Source organism: Mycetohabitans sp. B8, assembly GCF_021991875.1.
Taxonomy (GTDB): domain Bacteria; phylum Pseudomonadota; class Gammaproteobacteria; order Burkholderiales; family Burkholderiaceae; genus Mycetohabitans.
The window spans coordinates 244689-267254 of the sequence record NZ_JAHLKR010000018.1 but is presented as its reverse complement, the minus strand read 5'-3'; the positions used below and the strand labels follow the sequence as shown (position 1 = coordinate 267254).

The window sequence follows — 22566 nt, the reverse complement described above, 5'->3', positions numbered from 1 at the left end:
TTACTGCGTCGCATCAATTTCCCCTTGGATCTGCCTATTCTCTATCTCATCCAACTTTCGGGCTAAGATTTCGCCAATTAGTTTCGCAGGCTCCTGCCTTAGCATTTCTCCATGGCTGCAGTGGACATCATAAACTTCGATATTTCCAAGTATGTAAGACCTCCACACATCAGGCGAGATCAGCACGTCCACTTCGGGTTCTGTCAGAGTAGCCCGAAAAAATAGCGCATTACCGCTATACGTTGACGGAGAAAAGTCATTTAAAAGACGTGGATTGTTTTTCGCAATTTCAAGAGCATTTTTTAAGAAATCACTACTCATGGCGCCAATAAATTCATCACCATAATGATCGGCGAGCGCAGCATTAACCATCGCTTGGTCGACTTCGCCTTTGCTGTCCACCAAATACGATCCTGGAAGACTATCCAGTAAAGCTAGCAACGCCACCTTTTCACCTTGCTGTTCAAGTCGGACGGCCATGCTGTGAGCAACTATGCCCCCTAGGCTCCACCCTAACAGGTAGTAAGGTCCTTCTGGCTGAATGTGGCGAATTTGCTCTAGGTAATCTGACACCATGTCATCAATGGTAGACGGAAGTGGCCTTGCCCCGTCAAACCCACGAGCTTGCAACCCATAGAGGGGTTGATCGGTGTCTAAAAAACTTGACAGGCTAATGTAACTCCAACTTAAACCGAATCCTGGATGCATACAGAAAAGAGGAGGACGACTTCCTTTAGGTTTAAGAGGAAGCAAAACAGAAAACGAACTTTCTTGAACACCATTGAGTTGGGTCAAGCGTTGTGCCAAACCAGCGACAGTGGGTGCTTCAAATAACATACGAATGCTAGGGTCAACCTTCAGCGCCTTGCGGATACGATCAATTAAACGCATAGCCAACAAAGAATGACCACCCAGATCGAAGAAACTGTCATCAATGCCGACACGAGGCAAATTCAGCACTTCTGCGAAAAGCTCCGCTAATGTCTGTTCGTGCGGCGTACGAGGGATACGATATTGAACTGGTGTCAAATCCGGTTCAGGCAGCGCGCGTTGATCCAGTTTACCGTTGGGCGTCAGTGGTAACGCATCCAAACGCACGAACGCAGCCGGCACCATATAGTCGGGCAAGCGAGCGGCCACATGTGTGCGCAACGTACTAGCCAACTGCTCCTCGGCTTCGGCCACCACATACGCGATAAGCCGCTTGTCGTGGCCCTCACCACGCGCAAGCACCACCACATCACGCACCTGCGGGTGTTGAACAAGGCGTGCCTTGACTTCACCCAGCTCAATGCGAAAGCCGCGTATCTTGACCTGGTCATCGTTGCGGCCCACATACTCCAGATTGCCATCGGGTCGGTAACGTGCCAAATCGCCAGTTTTGTACATTCGCGCACCGGGCTCTGCCGAGAACGAATTGAGCACAAAACGCTCGGCGGTCAGCTCAGGACGGTTCAAATAGCCGCGCGCCACACCGTCACCACCGATATACAGCTCCCCGACCGCACCCAGCGGCACCGGCTGGCCGCATGTATCAAGCAAGTAGACCTGCGTGTTCGTGATTGGCCGCCCAATCGGAATATTGCCCTCTGTACATGCCACGGGGCAGGTCCAAAACGTTGTACCAATGGGATTTTCAGCGGGGCCATACAAGTTGTGAACTTGCGCGTCAGGCAGCAGCGTCTGACACCGCTGAACAATCGCACCGGGCAGTGCTTCACCACCGCAAATCAAATGCTTCACCGATGTGCAGCGCTGAACACCTTCCGTATCCAAGAAAATACTGAGCATGGATGGCACAAAGTGAACAGTCGTGATGCGCTGCTGGACCATAAGATCCTTTAAGGCAACAGGATCTTTATGAGCGTCGGAGTCTGCGACAACAAGGGTTGCGCCATTGAGCAACGTCCAAAAAAGCTCCCAAATTGAGACATCGAAGTTAAAGGGTGCTTTTTGGAGAACGCGATCAGCAGGCGTCAGACTATAACCTCGTTGTCGGTCGATCAGCGCCTGGTCTTCATTTAAGGTCTCGTTAGGGTTTGTAACCTCGAATAAGCGTGCAATTTGAACATGTTCGATCATCACGCCCTTGGGCGTGCCGGTGGAGCCAGACGTGTAGATGACATAGGCAAGATGGCGAGAGGTAAGTTCGGCTACCTGTGGGTTGGATGCAGCTTGATCGAGCAGTACATCCAGCTCCAGTACGGTTCGGCACGCAAGTGCCGCTTCCCCCAACGTGGCCCTGCCCGTTGCATCCGCTAATACGATCGTTGGCGCCGCATCATGAAGAATATGCGCGAGGCGCTCGGACGGATACGCAGGATCAAGTGGCACACAAGCGCCGCCAGCCTTCATGATCGCCAATAGCCCCACGACCATTGCCGGCGAGCGCTCGACACAGATCGCCACTCGGGCATCCGGCTTGACGCCCAATTCAATGAGCCGATGTGCGAGGCGGTTAGCCCGTGCATTCAATTGCGCATAGCTCAGTGTCTGCTCTTCATATACCAGCGCAGTGGCTTGCGGGCTGCGCTCCACCTGCGCCTCGAACAACTGATGAACGCACTGGTGGGCTGGGTAGGGGGCCGCCGTCGCGTTCCATGTCTGAAGCAGCAACTGACGTTCATCCAGCCCCAGCATCTGAAGTGTTGCCACCGGTTGCTGTGGGCAGGCCGCCATCGTCTGCAACATCGTCGTCAGATACCCAACGTGCCGCTCGATCGTCGCGGAGTCAAACAACGCGCTCGCATAGCACAATGCTCCAACAATCTCCTCGCCTGCTTCATACAGGTGCATTTCCAGGTCAAACCTGACCATGTCGTAATCGAGCCCGGTCGGCATGATCTCCAGTCCGGGTAGACGCCACTGCCCTGTTTCATTACTCTGCCACGCGAACAACACCTGAAACAGCGGCGTATGATTGAGCCGGCGCGGCGGCTGCACAATCTCGACCACTTGCTCGAACGGCAGATCTTGGTGCGCTTGCGCGTCCAGCGTCGTGCGCCGCACGCGCTTAAGCAGTTCATTCGTATTGGGCTCGCCGGATAAGTCGACACGCAACGCCAGCGTATTGACAAAAAAGCCAATTAACGGCTCGATCGCGGCATGCCCCCGGTTCGCGCTGGGCGTACCGATGACCAAATCCTGCTGGCCCGACAAGCGCGCGAGCACCGCGCTCCATGCGGCAAGCACCGTCATAAACAGTGTCGTGCCATGCTCACCGCTCAAGCGCTTCAGTGCACGCGTAGTTCGCGCATCGATCTGCACCGGCACGTATGCGCCGGCAAACGATTGCTGCGGCGGGCGCGGCCGGTCCGTCGGTAGTTCCAGCAGCACCGGCGCATCGGCTAGCGTCGTGCGCCAGTAGTCGCTCTGCGTTTGAAGCCGCTCGCCCGACAGCCACTGACGCTGCCAGGCCGCATAGTCCGGATACTGGATCGCCAGCGCTGGCAGCGGATCGACTTGGCCGGCTGCGCTTGCCTCGTACAATGCACTGAGTTCTCTCACCAGCACGCCAATCGACCAGCCGTCCGACACAATATGGTGCTTTGTCAGCACCAGTACGTGCTCATCGTCGGCCAATTGGATCACGCATGCACGCATTAGCGGACCACGCGCCAGATCAAACGGCGCGCGCGCTTCATCGGCGCTCAAACGCGCCAGCTGCGCGTGGGCATCGTGCACGCCGCGCAGATCATGCCAACGCAACGGCACGCCCGTGTCAGCCGGCAGCAGCTGCACCTGCGGCTGACCCTCGACGCTCACGAACGTCGAGCGCAGCGCCTCGTGGCGCGCGAACAACGCATCCAGCGCTTGTTGCCATGCGGCCCGATTGAACATCCCCTGCACACGCAACGCAAGCGGCATGTGATAGGTACCACTGACGCCATCGAGCTGCGCGAGGAACCACAGCCGTTGCTGCGCGAACGACAGCGGCAAGCTGCCTTCGCGTGAGATCGGCGTGATCTCAGGCAATGCGTTGACTGGCTGGTTCAGCTGCGCGCTCACTGCCGCCGCGAACGCCGCCAGCGTCGGCGACGCGAATAAGCTTGTCAACGGCATCTCAGCACCCAGCGCTCTGACCCGGTTCATCAAACGCACCGCAAGCAGCGAATGGCCACCCAGCGCAAAGAAACTGTCGTGCCGGCCAACGCGCTCCACGCCAAGTAGCTGCGCCCAGATCGTCGCCAGCGTGGCTTCTAGCTCGCCTTGTGGCGCTTCATACGCCTGATGCGCGAGCGCGTCGTCATCCGGCGCGGGTAGCGCACGCCGATCGAGCTTGCCGTTGGGCGTCAAGGGCAACGCATCCAGTCGCACGAACGCGGCCGGCACCATGTAGTCAGGCAGATGTGTCGCCACATAGCGGCGAATGTCTACGAATGGATCGAAGCTGGCCGGTTGATTCGCGTAGCTGAACGGTGACAACTCGTCATTGTTGGTGAGCTCAAGGTACACATCGGTGGGCGCGGCTTGGGCCATCTCACTGGCTTGGACGAACACAACGTCCATGCAAGCATGGGCATCATGCTCTGACCAAGTGATGCCAACCCAGTATCCGAGTGACTCCCCCAGCGCGTAAAACGCCTCAGGCTCCAATCCGACCGCTTGCGCATCGCGGGTGAAGAATTGACGCTGAATCAGGCCGATATCATCGCTATGCTCAAGCGCCTGCATTGCTTCTATCTCCAGCGCTAGCCTTGCATTCGGCACACCCGTGATGCGCAGCTGAGCGGGACGCTCCGTCGCAAGCAATGTCTGTAGCGCGTCGATTTCAACTATGCCTCGTCCCCAACGCAACTGGGACGCTTGAGCCAGCGACAATGTGTTCACCGGTCCTTTGCGCAACACCACGTCGTAGCGATAGCGGCTCAATTCATTATGGTAGTCACGGCGCTTGAGCTCAATATCGACCGCCGCAATCGTGTCAACCTTGTCTGGCAGTGCGCTGAAGAAGGCTGGTGCTAGCAGCAGCTCTTTCTCGGCAAGCAGCGTTTGCTGGATACGCCGGTTTAAGCTAGCCCTGTCATCGGTCGCAGGGTCGGCTTGGTGCAACTGCACCGCGGTGGTGAAACAGTTCAGCAGGTTAAGGTTGCGCACGTCACCGATGAAAACACGTCCACCGGGCACCAGCAGATCCATCGCTTGACGGACCACATCCATTAGATAGCTGGCACTGGGGAAATATTGCACCACCGAGTTGATCACGATGGTATCGAAATACCCTGACGGTAAGCCCTCGGTGACATGTGCAGCCTGCGTGCGCAATTGAACACGTGAGGCCAGTTCCGGTTGCTGCGCCAACTGAGCGCGTAATGTCTCAATGGAAGGCGCGGAAAAGTCCGTGCCCCAATACGCGTCACAATGGGGCGCTAAGTGCGCGAGCAGCAGTCCCGTGCCTACGCCAATCTCCAGCACTCGCCGCGGTTGCAGTTCACGGATGCGCTCCACCGCATCCGCGCGCCATGCCTGCATATCCGTCAACGGGATTGGGTGGCCGTCGTAGCTGCTCTTCCAGACACTGAAATCCTCACCGAAAGGATAATCTTGTTCGTTACTGTAATAGGCATCATAGACACTTTGCCATTCTTCGACTTGGTCTGTCTCGGCTGCGGAATTAGATTCAATAGATGGATTGGCAAGCGCCACATAGCCGACCAACCGTTTATCGCCAAAACGATTCTCTTGTGCGATCACAGCAGCCTGTGCCACGGCGGGGTGCCTTTGAAGTACAGCCTCAATCTCACCCGGCTCAATCCGGTAACCGCGAATCTTGATCTGTTGGTCACTGCGGCCAACAAATATCAAATTGCCATCGGGTTGATAGCGAGCTAGGTCGCCCGTCTTGTACATGCGTGCGTCGGGTGCATCTGAGAACGGATTACGCACAAAACGCTCAGCTGTCAACTCGGGACGGTTCAGGTAGCCACGGGCAACACCGGCTCCGCCGATGTAAAGCTCACCGACCGCGCCTAGCGGCACCGGCTGACCGTACGTATCGAGCAGATAAACTTGCGTGTTTGCAATCGGTCGGCCGATGCTCTCGATCAGTGGTTCGCCACGCTGAATCGACAGCCAGGTCGAATAAGTCGTGCTTTCTGAAGGTCCATAGAGGTTGCACAGCCGCTGAACCGATGACTGTTCAAAAATCCGCTCGATTAAGGGCGCTGTCAACGGCTCGCCAGCCAAATTAATTGTGGCTACCGACGATAGGCTCGCTCGGTGCTCTAACAAAGACTGCACCGCAGAAGATACAGTATTGATCAGCGATACCGGCCGAGAATAATTGAGCAAAGCCAATGCGTCATCGACTAAGTGAAAAGTCGAGCCTTGCACCAGCGGCACAAAGCATTCATAGACAGAAAGATCGAAATTGATTGAGGTCGCAAATAGCGTGTGCCGCGTTTCTGCTGGACTAAACGTTTTTATTGCCCAGCACAAGAAATTGCTCGCTTGTGCATGTTCGATCATTACACCCTTCGGGGTGCCAGTAGAGCCCGACGTATAAATCACGTACGCAAGGTTGCGGGCGGTGAGGTCCAACACCGACGGATTGGTATTCGCCAGCGACGGCAACTCATTGGGATCGAGTACGGTCTGTAAAGCGAGTGCCGCATCGCCCAGTACAGCCTGGCCAGCTGCATCGGCTAACACGATTGCCGGCGCCGCATCATGAAGAATATGTGCGAGGCGCTCGGACGGATACGCGGGATCGAGCGGCACATACGCACCACCAGCCTTCAAGATCGCCAATAGTCCCACAACCATCGCCGGCGAGCGCTCGACACAGATTGCCACTCGAGCGTCCGGCTTAACGCCCAGTTCAATGAGCCGATGCGCGAGGCGATTAGCTTGTGCATTGAGCTGCTCATAGCTCAGTGTCTGCTCTTCATACACCAGCGCAGTGGCTTCCGGGCTGCGCGCCACCTGCGCCTCGAACAACTGATGAATACACTGGTGGGCTGGGTAGGGCGCCGCCGTCGCGTTCCATGTCTGAAGCAGCAACTGACGCTCATCCGCTCCCAGCATCTGAAGTGTTGCCACCGGTTGCTGTGGGCAGGCCACCATCGCCTGCAACAGCGTCGTTAAATACCCCACGTGCCGTTCAATCGTCGCGGGGTCAAACAACGCACTCGCATAATGCAACGACCCGGTGATCTGCTCACCTGCTTCATACAGGTGCATTTCCAGGTCGAACCTAGCGATGTCGTAATCAAGATCGTCAAGCGTGACGCCCAGATCCGGCAGTCGCCATTGTTCGATCTCATCACTCTGCCACGCAAACATCACCTGAAACAGCGGCGTGTGATTGAGCCGGCGCGTCGGCTGCACGATCTCGACCACTTGTTCAAACGGCAGATCTTGATGCGCCTGCGCGTCCAACGTCGTGCGCCGCACGCGCTCAAGTAACTGCGTTGTCGTCGGCTCGCCCTCCAAATTCACGCGTAACGCCAACGTATTGACAAAAAAGCCAATCAACGGCTCGATCGCAGCATGCCCCCGATTCGCGCTGGGCGTACCAATGACCAAATCATCCTGGCCCGACAAGCGCGCGAGCACCGCGCTCCACGCGGCAAGCACCGTCATAAACAGGGTCGTGCCGTGCTCACCGCTCAAACGCTTCAGTGCACACGTGGTTCGCGCATCGATCTGCACCGGCACGTGTGCACCGGCAAATGATGGTTGCACCGGGCGCGGCCGGTCCGTCGGTAGCTCCAGCAGCACCGGCGCATCGGCCAGCGTCGTGCGCCAATAGTCGCTCTGCGTTTGAAGTCGCTCACCCGACAGCCACTGACGCTGCCAGGCCGCGTAATCCGGATACTGGATCGTCAGCGCTGGCAAGGAATCAGCTTGGGCTCCAACGCTAGCCGCGTACAGCGCGCTTAACTCGCGCACTAGCACGCCAAACGACCAGCCGTCCGACACGATATGGTGCATCGTGAGCACCAATCTGTACTCGTTATCGGCCAATTGGATACCACACGCGCGGATCAGCGGCCCCTGCACCAGATCAAACGGTGCGTGCGCTGCATCGCGACTTAAACGTGTCAGCTGCACGTCGGCATCCGGCACGCCGCGCAGATCATGCCAGTGCAGCGGCACGCCCGTGTCGGCCGGCAGCAGCTGCACCCGCGGCTGACCGTTGACACTGACAAACGTCGAGCGCAGCGCTTCGTGGCGCGCAAACAGGGCATTCAGCGCTTGTTGCCATGCTGCCTGATCGAAAGGCCCGCGCACACGCAGCATAAGCGGGATGTGATAGGTACCACTGACTCCATCGAGTTGCGCGAGGAACCATAGTCGTTGCTGCGCGAACGACAGCGGCAAGCTGCCTTCGCGCGAGACCGGTGTGATTTCAGGCAATGCATTGACTGGCTGGTTCAATTGCGCACTCACCACCGCCGCGAACGCGGCCAGCGTCGGCGCTGCAAAGATGGCCGTCAGCGGCACGTCAGCACCTAGCAGCGCGCCGACTCGGTTCATCAAACGCACCGCAAGCAGCGAATGGCCACCGAGCGCAAAGAAGCTGTCATGCCGGCCGACACGCTCGACGCCCAATAGCTGCGCCCAGATCGTCGCCAGCGTCGTCTCTAGCTCACCTTGCGGCGCTTCATACGCTTGATGCGCCAGCGCGTCGGCGTCCGGCTCGGGTAGCGCGCGCCGATCGAGCTTGCCATTGGGCGTCAACGGCAACACATCGAGCCGCACAAAGGCGGCCGGCACCATGTATTCAGGCAGTCTGGCCGTAAGATACGCGCGCAACGTATGGGCAAGCTGTTGATCCGGCTCGGCCAGATCCGGCTCGGCCACGACGTAAGCGACGAGCCGCTTGTCAATTCCCTCACCCAGCGCAAGCACTACAGCTTCTTGTACCTGCGGATGTCTAACCAGGCATGTTTTAATCTCGCCCAACTCGATTCGAAGACCTCGAATCTTGACCTGGTGATCATTGCGTCCCAGAAACTCCAAATTCCCGTCAGGTCGATAACGCGCTAAGTCACCCGTTTTATACATGCGCGCGCCCTCAAGCTCGCTAAACGGATCGAGCAAGAAGCGCTCGGCGGTCAGGCCAGATTCATTCAAATAACCACGCACGACACTTGCGCCGCTAATGTACAACTCGCCAGTCGCACCCAGCGGCACCGGCTGACCGTGTCTGTCCAGTAGGTAAAGTCGGTTATTGGCAATGGGCCGACCAATCGGAATATTGTCCTCCGTATATTCCGCTGGACAAGTCCAAGCCGCCACGCCAATCGTTGCTTCGGTGGGGCCATACAAGTTATGCAGTTGGGCGTGGGGTAAAAGACGCTGACAAAGCCGGACATGCGTACTAGCGAGGGCTTCTCCCGTGCAAAGTAGGCGCTTCACCGCCGTGCAGCGCTGAACTCCGTCAGTGGCGAGGAACATGCTGAGCATGGAGGGCACAAAATGAACCGTCGTGATGCGCTGCCGGATCATCAACTCCATTAAAGCAGACGGATCCCTATGGACACCGGGCGCTGCCACAACGAGGGTCGCGCCATTGAGCAATGTGCAAAAGCACTCCCAGACCGAGACATCGAAAGTAAAGGGCGCCTTTTGCAATACACGATCGTCAGGCGTCAGTCCATACGCTTGTCGCATCCAAACGGGATGCTTCATCGACGCTTGATTTTTCTGCTGCGCGTCGTCGAGTTGAGTGACATCAAATAGATGGGCAATTTGAGCATGTTCGACCATCACGCCCTTGGGCGTGCCGGTCGAGCCGGACGTATAAATCACATACGCAAGATGGCGAGCGGTCAGCTCAGGTACCTGTGGATTGGTGGTCGCGCCTTCTGGCAGTACGTTGGGATCCAATACAGTTAATGAAGCCAGAACCGTGTCGCCCAGCGCAGACTGGCCAGCCGTATCCGCTAACGCGATTGTCGGCGCGGTATCGGCGAGAATATGCGCGAGGCGCTCGGACGGATACGCGGGATCAAGCGGCACATAGGCACCGCCCGCTTTCATGATCGCCAATAGCCCCACGACCATCGCCGGCGAGCGCTCGACACAGATCGCCACTCGAGCATCCGGCTTGACGCCCAGTTCAATGAGCTGATGCGCAAGGCGATTAGCCTGTGCATTGAGTTGCTCATAACTCAGTGTCTGCTCTTCATACACCAGCGCAATGGCTTGCGGGCTGCGCGCCACCTGCGCCTCGAACAATTGATGAATGCACGGGTGGGCTGAGTGGGAGGCCGTCGTTGCGTTCCACGTCTGAAGCAGCCACTGACGCTCATCCGCTCCCAGCATCTGAAGCGTTGCCACCGGTTGCTGTGGACAGGCCACCATCGCCTGCAACATCGTCGTCAAATACCCCACGTGCCGCTCGATTGTCGCGGAGTCAAATAGCGCACTCGCGTAATGCAACGACCCGGTGATCTCCTCACCTGCTTCATACAGGTGCATTTCCAAGTCGAACCTAGCGATGTCGTAATCGAGTTCGTCAGGCGTGACTTCCAGCTCGGGTAGGCGCCACTGCCCTGTCTCATTGCTCTGCCACGCGAACAACACCTGAAACAACGGCGTGTGATTGAGCCGGCGCGGCGGCTGTACGATCTCGACTACTTGCTCGAACGGCAGATCTTGATGCGCTTGTGCGTCTAGCGTCGTGCGCCGCACGCGCGCGAGCAGTTGTGCAGTATCAGGTTCGCCCGACAGATCCACGCGCAACGCCAACGTATTGACAAAAAAGCCAATCAACGGCTCGATCGCAGCATGCCCCCGGTTGGCACTCGGCGTGCCGATGACCACGTCGTGCTGGCCTGACAGTCGCGCGAGTACCGCGCTCCACGCCGCGAGCACCGTCATAAATAACGTCGTGCCGTGCTCACCGCTCAAACGCTTCAACGCACGCGTGGTTTGTGCATCGATCTGCACCGGCACATGCGCGCCGGCAAACGACTGTTGCGCGGGGCGCGGCCGGTCCGTCGGTAGCTCCAGCAGCACCGGTGCATCGGCCAGCGTCGTGCGCCAATAGTCGCTCTGCGTTTGAAGCCGCTCGCCCGACAGCCACTGACGCTGCCAGGCCGCGTAATCCGGATATTGGATCGCCAGCGCTGGCAGCGGATCGACTTGGCCGGCTACGCTTGCCGCGTACAATGCACTGAGCTCTCTTATCAGCACATCAAGCGACCAGCCGTCCGACACAATATGATGCTGTGTGAGCACGCACTGATAATTGTCATCGGCGAGTTGAATGACGCATGCGCGCATCAGCGGTCCGCGCGTCAGATCGAACGGCGCGTGCACTTCATCGGCGGTCAAACGCACCCGTTGCGCGTCGGCATCCGGCACGCCCCGCAGATCATGCCAATGCAGCGGCACACCTGTGTCGGCCGGCAGCAGCCGCACCTGCGGCTGACCGTCGATACTCACAAACGTCGAGCGCAGCGCCTCATGGCGCGCAAACAAGGCATCCAGCGCTTGTTGCCATGCAGCCCGATCAAAAGGCCCGCGCACACGCAGCACAAGCGGGATGTGATAGGTACCATTGACCTCATCGAGTTGCGTGAGAAACCATAGCCGTTGCTGCGCGAACGACAGCGGCAAACTGCCTTCGCGTGAGACCGGTGTGATCTCCGGTAATGCATTGACTGACTGGTTCAGTTGCGCACTCACTACCGCCGCGAACGCGGCCAGCGTCGGCGATGCAAAGAGGGCTGCAAGCGGTACGTCGGCACCCAGCGCACCGACTCGGTTCATCAAACGCACCGCAAGCAGCGAATGTCCCCCGAGTGCAAAGAAGCTGTCATGCCGGCCGACACGCTCGACGCCCAATAGCTGCGTCCAGATGGCCGCCAACGTGGCTTCGAGCTCGCCTTGCGGCGCTTCATACGCTTGATGCGCCAGCGCGTCGGCGTCTGGTTCGGGTAGCGCACGCCGATCCAGCTTGCCGTTGGGCGTCAACGGCAACGCATCGAGCCGCACAAACGCGGCCGGCACCATATACTCGGGCAAGCGAGCGACCATATGCGTGCGCAACGTGCTAGCCAGCGCGTCATCCGGCTCGGCCACCACGTACGCGACAAGCCGCTTATCCATGCCTTCGCCCCGCACGAGCACCACCGCATCGCGCACCTGCGCGTGTTGCACCAGGCACGCCTCAATCTCACCGGGCTCAATGCGAAAGCCGCGAATCTTGATTTGGTCATCGTTGCGGCCCACGTACGCTAGATTGCCGTCGGACACATAGCGCGCCAAATCGCCCGTCTTGTACATCCGCGCATCCGGTGCATCCGAGAACGGATCACGCACAAAGCGCTCGGCGGTCAACTCTGGACGGTTCAGGTAGCCACGTGCCACACCGCCCCCGCCAATGTACAGTTCCCCCACTGCGCCTAGCGGCACCGGCTGGCCGTGCGCATCGAGCAGATAAATCTTCAAGTCTGGGATCCGTACGCCAATGGGATTACCCACTTGCTTACTGTCCTGTTGCAGAAGCGGCCGGTAAGTCACATGCACGGTGGTTTCGGTAATCCCATACATGTTGACCAATTGCGGACGGCGTTCATCGCGCGTGGCATACCATGCCTGCAAGATGGCAGGCTCCAGCGCCTCTCCACCAAAGATCACATAGCGTAATTGATCTGATAAGGCGCTTTGTGTTTGGCTAGCAATAAAGGCCTTAAACGCACTAGGTGTTTGGTTTAATACGGTGATGCCTTGCTCACAGACCAATTGGTGAAACGCTTGGGCAGAGCGGGCAATATGATGCGGCACAATGACCAGTTTGCCGCCGTAACGCAGTGCGCCCCATAGTTCCCACACGGAAAAATCAAACGCAAACGAGTGAAACAGGCACCAGGTATCGTGCTCATTGAACCCATACCAGGAGTGGGTCGCGTCAAACAGCCGCACCACCTGCGCATGCTCAACCATCACGCCCTTAGGCATACCTGTCGAGCCGGATGTATAAATCACATACGCGAGATCGTGCGCCGTCAGGCCTGACACTGACGGATTGGTATCCGCTGCCTCCGGCAGCCTATTGGGATCAAGCACCGTGCACGAGGTCAGTACCGCATCACCGAGCGCAGCACGCCCAGCCGCATCCGCTAACACGATCGTAGGTGCGGTATCGGCGAGAATATGCGCGAGGCGCTCGGACGAATACGCGGGGTCAAGCGGCACATAGGCACCACCGGCTTTCAGAATCGCCAATAACCCCACAACCATCGCCGGCGAGCGCTCGATACAGAGCACCACTCGAGCGTCCGGCTTGACACCCAGTTCAATGAGCCGATGCGCGAGGCGGTTGGCCCGTGCGTTCAATTGCGCATAGCTGAGTGTCTGCTCTTCATAAACCAGCGCAGTGGCATTAGGGCTGCGCTGCACCTGCGCCTCGAACAATTGATGAATGCACGGGTGGACTGGGTAAGGGGCCGCCGTCGCATTCCATGTCTGAAGCAGCAACTGGCGCTCGTCCGGCCCCAGCATCTGAAGTGTTGCCACCGGTTGCTGTGGGCAGGCCACCATCGCCTGCAACAGCGTCGTCAGATACTCCACATGCCGCTCGATTGTTGCGGAGTCAAATAGCGCACTCGCGTAATGCAATGACCCGGTGATTTCCTCACCTGCTTCATACAGGTGCATTTCCAGGTCAAACCTGACCATGTCGTAATTAAGCTCACCAGGCTTGACTTCTAGCTCGGGTAAGCGCCATTGCCCTGTCTCATTGCTCTGCCACGCGAACATCACCTGAAATAGCGGCGTATGATTTAAGCGACGCGGCGGCTGTACAATCTCGACCACTTGCTCGAACGGCAGATCTTGATGCGCCTGCGCCTCCAACGTCGTGCGCCGCACGCGCTCAAGTAACTGCGTTGTCGTCGGCTCGCCCTCCAAATTCACGCGTAACGCCAACATATTGACAAAAAAGCCAATCAACGGCTCGATCGCAGCATGCCCCCGGTTGGCGCTGGGCGTACCAATGACCAAATCGTCCTGGCCTGACAGGCGCGCGAGTACCGCGCTCCACGCGGCAAGCACCGTCATAAATAGCGTCGTGCCGTGCTCACCGCTCAAGCGCTTCAATGCACGCGTGGTTCGCGCATCGATCTGCACCGGCACATGCGCGCCGGCAAACGACTGTTGCGCCGGGCGCGGCCGGTCCGTCGGTAGCTCCAGCAGCACCGGCGCGTCGGCCAGCGTCGCGCGCCAGTAGTCGCTCTGCGTTTGAAGTCGCTCACCCGAGAGCCACTGACGCTGCCAGGCCGCATAATCCGGATATTGGATCGCCAGCGCCGGCAGTGGATCGACTTGGCCGGCTACGCTTGCCGCGTACAACGCACTGAGTTCTCTTATCAGCACATCAAGCGACCAGCCGTCCGACACAATATGATGCTGTGTGAGCACGCACTGATAATTGTCATCGGAGAGCTGAATGACGCATGCGCGCATCAGCGGTCCGCGCGCCAGATCGAACGGCGCGTGCACTTCATCGGCGGTCAAACGCGACAGCTGCGCGTCGGCATCAGGCACCCCACGCAGATCATGCCAGTGCAGCAGCACGCCTGTGTCGGCCGGCAACAACCGCACCTGCGGCTGACCCTCGACGCTCACAAACGTCGAGCGCAATGCTTCATGGCGGGCAAGGAGCGCATCCAATGCCTGTTGCCATGCGGCTCGGTTTAACGACCCACGCACATGCAGGACAAGCGGAATATGATAGTTAGCGCTAGCCTCATCAAGTTGTGCAAGAAACCATAGCCGCTGCTGCGCGAACGACAGCGGCAAGCCGCCTTCGCGCGAGACCGGCGTGATCTCAGGCAGCGCAGTGGTTTGCTGGTTCAGTTGCGCACTCACTACCGCCGCGAACGCGGCCAGCGTCGGTGATGCAAATAGGGCTGCAAGCGGCACGTCGGCACCCAGCGCACCGACTCGGTTCATCAAGCGCACCGCCAACAGCGAATGGCCCCCGAGTGCAAAAAAGCTGTCGTGCCGACCCACACGCTCCACCTCAAGCAATTCGGCCCAGATTTGAGCCAGCATGGTCTCCAATTCGCCTTGCGGCGCTTCATAGACATGATGCGCGAGTGCACCAGCATCTGGCTCGGGTAGCGCACGCCGGTCCAGCTTGCCGTTGGGTGTCAAGGGCAACGCATCGAGCCGCACAAATGCAGCCGGCACCATATACTCGGGCAAGCGAGCGGCCACATGCGTGCGCAGCTCGCTGACCAGCTGCTCATCGGCCTCAGCCACCATGTACGCGACAAGCCGCTTATCCGAGCCCTCACCCCGCACGAGCACCACCGCATCACGCACCTGTGGGTGTTGCGCCAGGCACGCCTCGATCTCACCGGGCTCAATGCGAAAGCCGCGAATCTTGACCTGCTCATCGTTGCGCCCGACAAACTCTAGGTTCCCATCGGGCAAATAGCGAGCTAAATCGCCCGTCTTATACATTCGCGCATCCGGTTCACCCGAGAACGGATCACGCACAAAGCACTCGGCAGTCAACTCCGGGCGGTTCAGGTAGCCATGCGCGACCCCCGCACCACCAATGTACAGCTCGCCGACCGCGCCAAGCGGCACCGGCTGGCCGTACATATCGAGCAGATAAACTTGAGTATTCGCAATTGGCCGACCAATCGGGATGTTGACGTTGCCCTTGGGCACCGCAGTGATCCTATAAGTCGTCGCGAATGTAGTGCTCTCGGTCGGACCATAACCGTTGATCAGCTGTTGAGGCGGCGTCTGCCGCAGCACTTGTCCAACCACGCTCGCATCTAGTGCGTCACCGCCGACAATCAAGGCCTTGAGTTGGGGAAAGACTGGGCCCAATTCCACAGCCATTTGATTGAACAAACCCACGGTCAACCACAAAACACTGATGCGCTGTTCGCGCAACGTTTGCTCAAACAGCGCTGGAGTCAGCACCGTGTCATGATCAATCACGACAACCGCCGCGCCATTTAATAACGGGGCCCAGACCTCAAAGGTGCTTGCGTCAAAAGCCGGGTTGGCCGCCAGTGCGACGCGATCATCCGCTCCAACGTCAACATAGCCATTGTTGATCACGAGCCGCGCGATTGCGCGATGTGGCACCCGCACACCCTTGGGCATGCCGGTGGAGCCCGACGTGTACATCACATAGGCAGTATCAGCACTGCAGCAGGCCGGTTGCGGGCACGTCGTTGGGGTGTGCTCCGTTTCGTCGTTGTCTGACCAATCCAGACGCAATAGCGCTGTGGACACAGCAGCCGCAACGTCGGTGTATACATCGGTGAGCAACAACTGCGCTGCGCAATCGCTCACGATCCAGCTTTGCCGCTCTGTGGGCGCGCGCGGATCAATCGGTACGTAAGCGGCCCCTGCCTTGAGGATTGCCAACTGGGCCACCACCAAATCAATCGAGCGCTCAAGCAGCGTGGCAACAGCGTGTCCAGGTTGAATGCCCAGATCAATGAGCCGATGCGCGAGGCGGTTGGCCCGTGCATTGAGCTGCGCATAGCTGAGCACCTGGTCCTTATCCACCAACGCCGTCGCCTCGGGTGTGCGCGCCACCTGATCTTCGAACAATTGCTGCACACACCGATGTGACGGATACTCACGCTGCGTCGCGTTCCATGTCTGAAGCAACAGTGCACGCTCTTCGCCAGGCAGCACTTCTAAGTGCCAAACCGGCAAATTTGGCGTATATTCGAGCGCTTGCGCTAGGCTCCCCAGCACCTGCTGCATATAACCACACACACGGTCTGCGTCAAACGGCCTTGCCACTTGAACGCTGAGCCTTAACGCTCGATCGGCATCATCCACCGACAGCGTCAGTGGGTAGTTGGTACGCCCTTCTACATCTAGAAAACCCGCGCCCTCCCCCGATTGTTTATCACCCAGCCGCACCACATTGCGCCGATAATTAAGCAGCGCGCTAAAGAGTGGCGTGCCCGCCGGCACGCCACTGCAACGCTGCGCAAGTGCCAGCGACGCATGTTCGTGTTCAAGCAATGCGGCCAAGCGTGCTTGTGTATCCCGCACGCTATGCTCAACGCTACGGTTTAGTTCCACTCGCAGCGGCAGTGTATTGATAAACGGCCCCATCGCGCTGCCCGCGCCATCGCCCCCTTGCATTCGCCCGAACAATACCGTGCCGAACACCACCCGCTGCTGGCCACTCGCACGCGCGAGCACCTGCGCCCACGCCAGATGAAATAAGCTGGCCACGCTCACGCCCAGACGTTTGGCCTGCGCGCGCAATTGATCGTTCAATGCCTGTGGCAACGCGTGCTGCGCTTCGGTCACTTCCGTGCCGTCACGATGCACGTCGACGAGTCCAAACGGCAGTGTCGGCTCTTGCACGTCAGCGAGCATGTCGGTAAAGAAGCGTTCATGTGCCTCTTGACTGACACCCAGGCGTGCCTGCGCGACCAAGTTACGGAAGGGTTGAGCCGGTGGCAGGGTATCGCCCCGGCCATCAAGGAAAACCTGCACTTCAGTATGCATGGCTTCCAGTGTCGCGTGATCGTCGATTAGATGGTGCACCCACTCAAATAGCAGCCAGCTGTCATCACTGTCTCGCGCAATGACGAAATGCATCAACGGGGCTTGAGTTAAATCGATGCGGTGACGACGAGGATTGAAGCGATGGTTTAGTTGCTCGACGGCCGGCCCCTGAGCCGGGTCCAAAACAAGCTCAGTAACCGATAGCGCAGCATGACGCCAGACAACCTGAGCAGGTGTAGACAATCCGTCCCACATAAAGGCCGTGCGCAAAATATCGTGGCGATCAACGACCTGCCGGACTGCATTGAGGTAGTGATCGAGCCCCTTTCGGTCATCAAATGATTTTTGCACCATCCGCAGATACGGGTCGCCGTCAGTGGCCAGCAAATGGTGAAATAAAATTCCGTCCTGCAGCGGAGAAAGCGCATAAATATCTTGAATGTTCGCTACTCCGCCCGGCACCTGCTCAACAATTCGATCAATGTCCGCTTGGGTCAAATCGATGAGCGACAACATCTGCGGCGTGATTGCGGTAGTGTCGGGCGCGATCACGTTGGGCGGCACCGTCACTTCACGGTGCTGGCCAAGCGATTGAGCCAAGGCAGCCAGAGTAGGCGATTCGAACAACGTGCGTACCGAGACCGTCAACCCAAGACGGCGCAAGCGTTCAATCATGCGTACCGCAAGCAACGAATGACCACCCAGTGAAAAAAAGCTGTCTTGACGGCCAATACGCTCAACGCCAAGCAGTTCACGCCAGATTGCCGCGAGCGTGGTCTCAAATTCCCCTTGCGGCGCTTCATACCTCTGCTCAGACAGCGCGCTGCTTGGAGCGGGCAAGGCACGACGATCAAGCTTGCCGTTCGGCGTAAGCGGCAACGCATCCAGGCGCATAAAAGCGGCCGGCACCATGTATTCGGGTAGTCGTGCTGCTACATACTGACGAATATCCGCGAACTGATCTAAGCTTGTCGGGTTATTTGCATAAGCATGAGGGGATTGTCCACTACTAGCGGAAGGCGGCAGGTAGAGATCCGTAGGGATCACACAAGCCATGTCGCCTGTCTGCACCAGCACAATATCGATGCATGCTGGAGCGGCCTGTTCCGACCATGTGACACCGACCCAATAACCCAACGATTCGCCCAATGCGTAGAAATCTTCGACAGCGGGCGCCATGGCTTGTGTATAACCCGTTTTGAGCCGATGCTGGATCTGTTTAAGATCACAATCGTCGTTATCAAGCGCCTGCATGGCTTCCAATTCGCACGCCAAGCGCATATTGGGCACACCGACAATACGCAGACAGGCGGGACGTTCAGCGGCTAAATGCGTCTGCACCGCTTCAAGTGTGGTGGACTCTGCTGCCCAATGCAGCTGCGGTGCATGCACCAGCGAGAGCGTGTTGACTGGCCCTTTGCGCAGCACCACATCGTAGCGGTAACGGCTCAATTCATTATGGTAATCCCCCTGTTTAAGCTGAATATCGATTGCCGCAATCTCGTCAATAGTGTGGGGCAGCGTGCTGAAGAAAGCCGGTGCCAAACGCAATTCCTTCCTGGCCAGTTGGGTTTGCTCGATCCGTCGGCACACACTGGCGCGGTCATCCGTCGTGGGGTCCGCCTGGTGCAATTGGACGGCACTCACAAAACACCCAAACAATCTCAAATCAGGCACATCCCCGATGAAAAGCGCGCCTCCCGGCGCAAGTAGCGCCATGGCCTGGCGTAATACATCAATTAAATAGTCCGCGTTCGGAAAATGAAGGACCACAGAATTAATGACGATGGTGTCAAAGTAGCCTTGCGGCAAACCATCGGTAATATGTGCGGGCTGCGTGCGCAACTCAATGCGTGCCGTCAACTCAGCCTGCTGCGCCACTTGGGCTTTAAGCGTTTCAATAACGGGAGCGGAAATATCTGTGCCCCAATACGCTTCACAATGGGGCGCTAAGTGTGCGAGCAGCAGCCCCGTGCCTACGCCAATCTCCAGCACGCGCCTCGGTTGCAGCTTACGGATGCGCTCCACCGCATCGGCGCGCCATGCTCGCATATCCGCCAATAGAATCGGTTGACCATCGTAGCTGCTCTTCCAAATGTTGAAGTTTTCACCAAATGGATCGTCCCCGTCGTCTTGATAGTACGTATCGTAGACCTTCTGCCACTCTTCGACTTGGTTCGCCTCCGTCGCGAGATCTCGCTCGGCAGGCGCTTCATCAAGCACGATATAGCCAACCAGTTGTTGGCTTCCAGCTTGGTCCTCTCGCGCGATTACCGCAGCTTGCGCCACGCCCGGGTGAGCCTGGAGCACCGCCTCAACCTCGCCCAACTCAACCCGGAAGCCCCGGACCTTGACTTGCTGGTCCGCCCGGCCGACAAACTCCAGCGCGCCATCCGAGCGCCAATACGCAAGATCACCCGTCCGATACAACCGTGCACCGCTCCCATCGAACGGGTGAGCAATGAAACGCTCGGCGGTCAATCCCGGTCGGTTGAAGTAACCCCTGGCCACGCCCTCACCAGCTATATACAATTCCCCCACGACGCCAACCGGCACCGGACGCAAGCACGCGTCCAAAACGTAGGCCGTGGCGTTATCCAGTGGCGTACCGATCGGAATAGACGCTTGCGCTTGATACGGCGCCTCGATCAGATGGCAAGTGGCAATGGTCGTCTCGGTCGGTCCATACCCGTTGATAAACCGCAGGGTTGGGCAGTACTCAAGCACGCGCTGCGCCGCCGCGGATGAGACAACATCGCCGCCCACCGTCAGCTGACGCACACTGCGTAAATAGCTCAAATCACCTTCGGCCATCACTTGAAACAGCCCTGCGCTCAACCATAGCGCGCTCACCTGATGCGCTCGGATGGTCTCTTGCAGCACGTGCACGTCCAACTCACCCGGCGGCACAATGACTGCCTGGCCACCGCACAACAGCGGCGTCCACAGCTCATACGTGGACACGTCAAAGGCGTGCGACGAATGCAGCAGCACGCGATCGCGCGCGGCTGACAAACGCCGGTCTAAGGCCATATAGCGCACCGTGCGATGCACAATGCCCACGCCTTTAGGCTGGCCAGTCGAGCCCGACGTGTACATCAAATACGCCAGTTGTTCGGACGAGCAAGACAGTGCAGGGTTATCGCTTGACTCCTGAGTGAGTGACGCATCGGCATCAACGACCATGACATGGGTGCTGAGCGCATCGCAGCGCGCTTGTAATGCGCGATCCGTCAGCACGACAGGCGCTTGCGTTTCACTCAATAAAGTGTGCAGCCGGCTGTCGGGCCATTGCTCGTTCAGTGGCATATAAACGCCACCGGCTTTAATGACGGCCAGCGCTGCCACCACGCGCTCGGCCGAGCGCTGCATTAGCACAGCCACGGGCGTCTCCGTCACCACCCCAAGCCGAATCAGCCAATGGGCCAGACGGTTCGCCTGAGCGTTGAGTGCCGCGTAACTGAGCGTCTGATCTACGCACACCAGCGCAGTGGCACCGGGGGTACGCTCGACTTGTTTTTCAAACAACTCGGGCAGCGTCGCGTCAGGCACCGGTTGCGCGGTGGTGTTCCATTCGACAAGCATGCGCTGCTGCTGCGCTGCATTGAGCCAGTCGACGTCGCTGATAGGCCGAGTCGGCTCGGCATGAAGCGCTTTCAGGAATGCTAAAAAACCATGTTGAGATGAGGCGAATTCATTTGCCGTGTCGAATACGCGGTTTGCATCAAGAGCAAACCGCAGCCTAGGGCTATCGGGCTGAGCATGGGCCACGACAAGGAGGCTCTCGATAGAGCCAGTGGTTAAAAGATAGCTTGTTGACGGACACGCATCCCATAACAGATGGTTATCCACCACCCCGACGTCCAATAAGGAGCCAAACAACCGTTGAGTGGGCGTCAATCCCAATACTTGGCGTAACGCATCAATCGGATAGCGTTGATGCCGCAGTCCCTGATGGATTTTTTGCGCTACTTGGTCTTTCAGTGACGAGAGGCTTGTGCTTGGTTGAACAGTCAGCCGTATCGGCAGTACGTTGGATACCTTGCCAGGGACGCATCGATCCCTATTCAAGCAAACAGCAACCGGGACGCCGAGTACCACGTCCTGTGCCCCGGTTAGCCGATGCAGGTATGCCGCCATTGCGGCAGTAACGAGTTGGATTAAATCCGTTGCAGAAGACTCAAATGTGTCCATCCCCTGGCTATCGGATTGAGCAAGATCAGTAACATGGCGTAATGGATGATGAAACGGGCTCGCAAGCTGGCTTGCATATACCATCGGCTCAGGCCAATTAGCGCAACGCTTGAGCCAATACGTTTCATCACGCGCCCATTGTGCCGAATTGCGATATTGGGCATGCTTCTCTAACAGCTGAGATACAGACCTGAACGGGCAAGGAGCAGGCTTGTGACCCTCACACATCGCGCTATATACATGTGCAATGCGTTGCGTGATAAGGTGCATACCCATGCCGTCCATCACGATAGCGTGATAGCGTTGGTACCACAGCGTCTGGTCCGAAGCGGTTTTCAGCAATGCATAATGGAACAGCGGTCCTTGTAAAAGATTCAATGGCTGCTCATAATCAGCGCGCATCCATGCTTGAGCGGCAGCTTGCGAGTCCGCTTCCGCACTGAGGTCAACCCGCGATAGCGACCATGCTGGTGAGCCCACATATTGTTGAATTCCTTCATCGGTCTGAACAAAATGCAAACGCAGGCTATCCGCTTCATTGATTACCTGCCGCAACGCCGCTTCAAACAAGGCTGGATCAACGACGCCTTCGATGACTGTGTACTGACCAATGGTATAGGCACAACTGTCTGGGTAGAGCTGCTGGGCAAGCCAGACTTCCGTTTGGGCTGTAGATAACGGATACGTAAGCGGCGTGACGCTAATAGACATAATTGAGCTCCAATCTAGACGGAAAGCAGTCCGCTCACATAGTCGAATCAGCTAGCTAACCATCTGTTACTTTGCAATTTTTGGCAGTACAAATTTCTGAACAATCATCTTGCCCGCTTCTGCTTGTACCAATTGGCGGTCTTTCAGGAAATAGCTTTGTAGACATTAGCAGTTACCGTGCCACCACGAAAGATC

At 58.0% G+C, this 22566-nt stretch carries 1 protein-coding gene; it reads right to left on the bottom strand.

Annotation, left to right across the window (positions count from 1 at the left end; all coding sequences use genetic code 11):
* The gene (locus KQH60_RS10520; protein ID WP_237576396.1) at nt 1-22371 is read right to left on the bottom strand and encodes a non-ribosomal peptide synthase/polyketide synthase; all 22371 of its coding nucleotides are present in this window, start codon (nt 22369-22371) and stop codon (nt 1-3) included.
* Between the last annotated feature and the right edge of the window lie 195 nt (nt 22372-22566).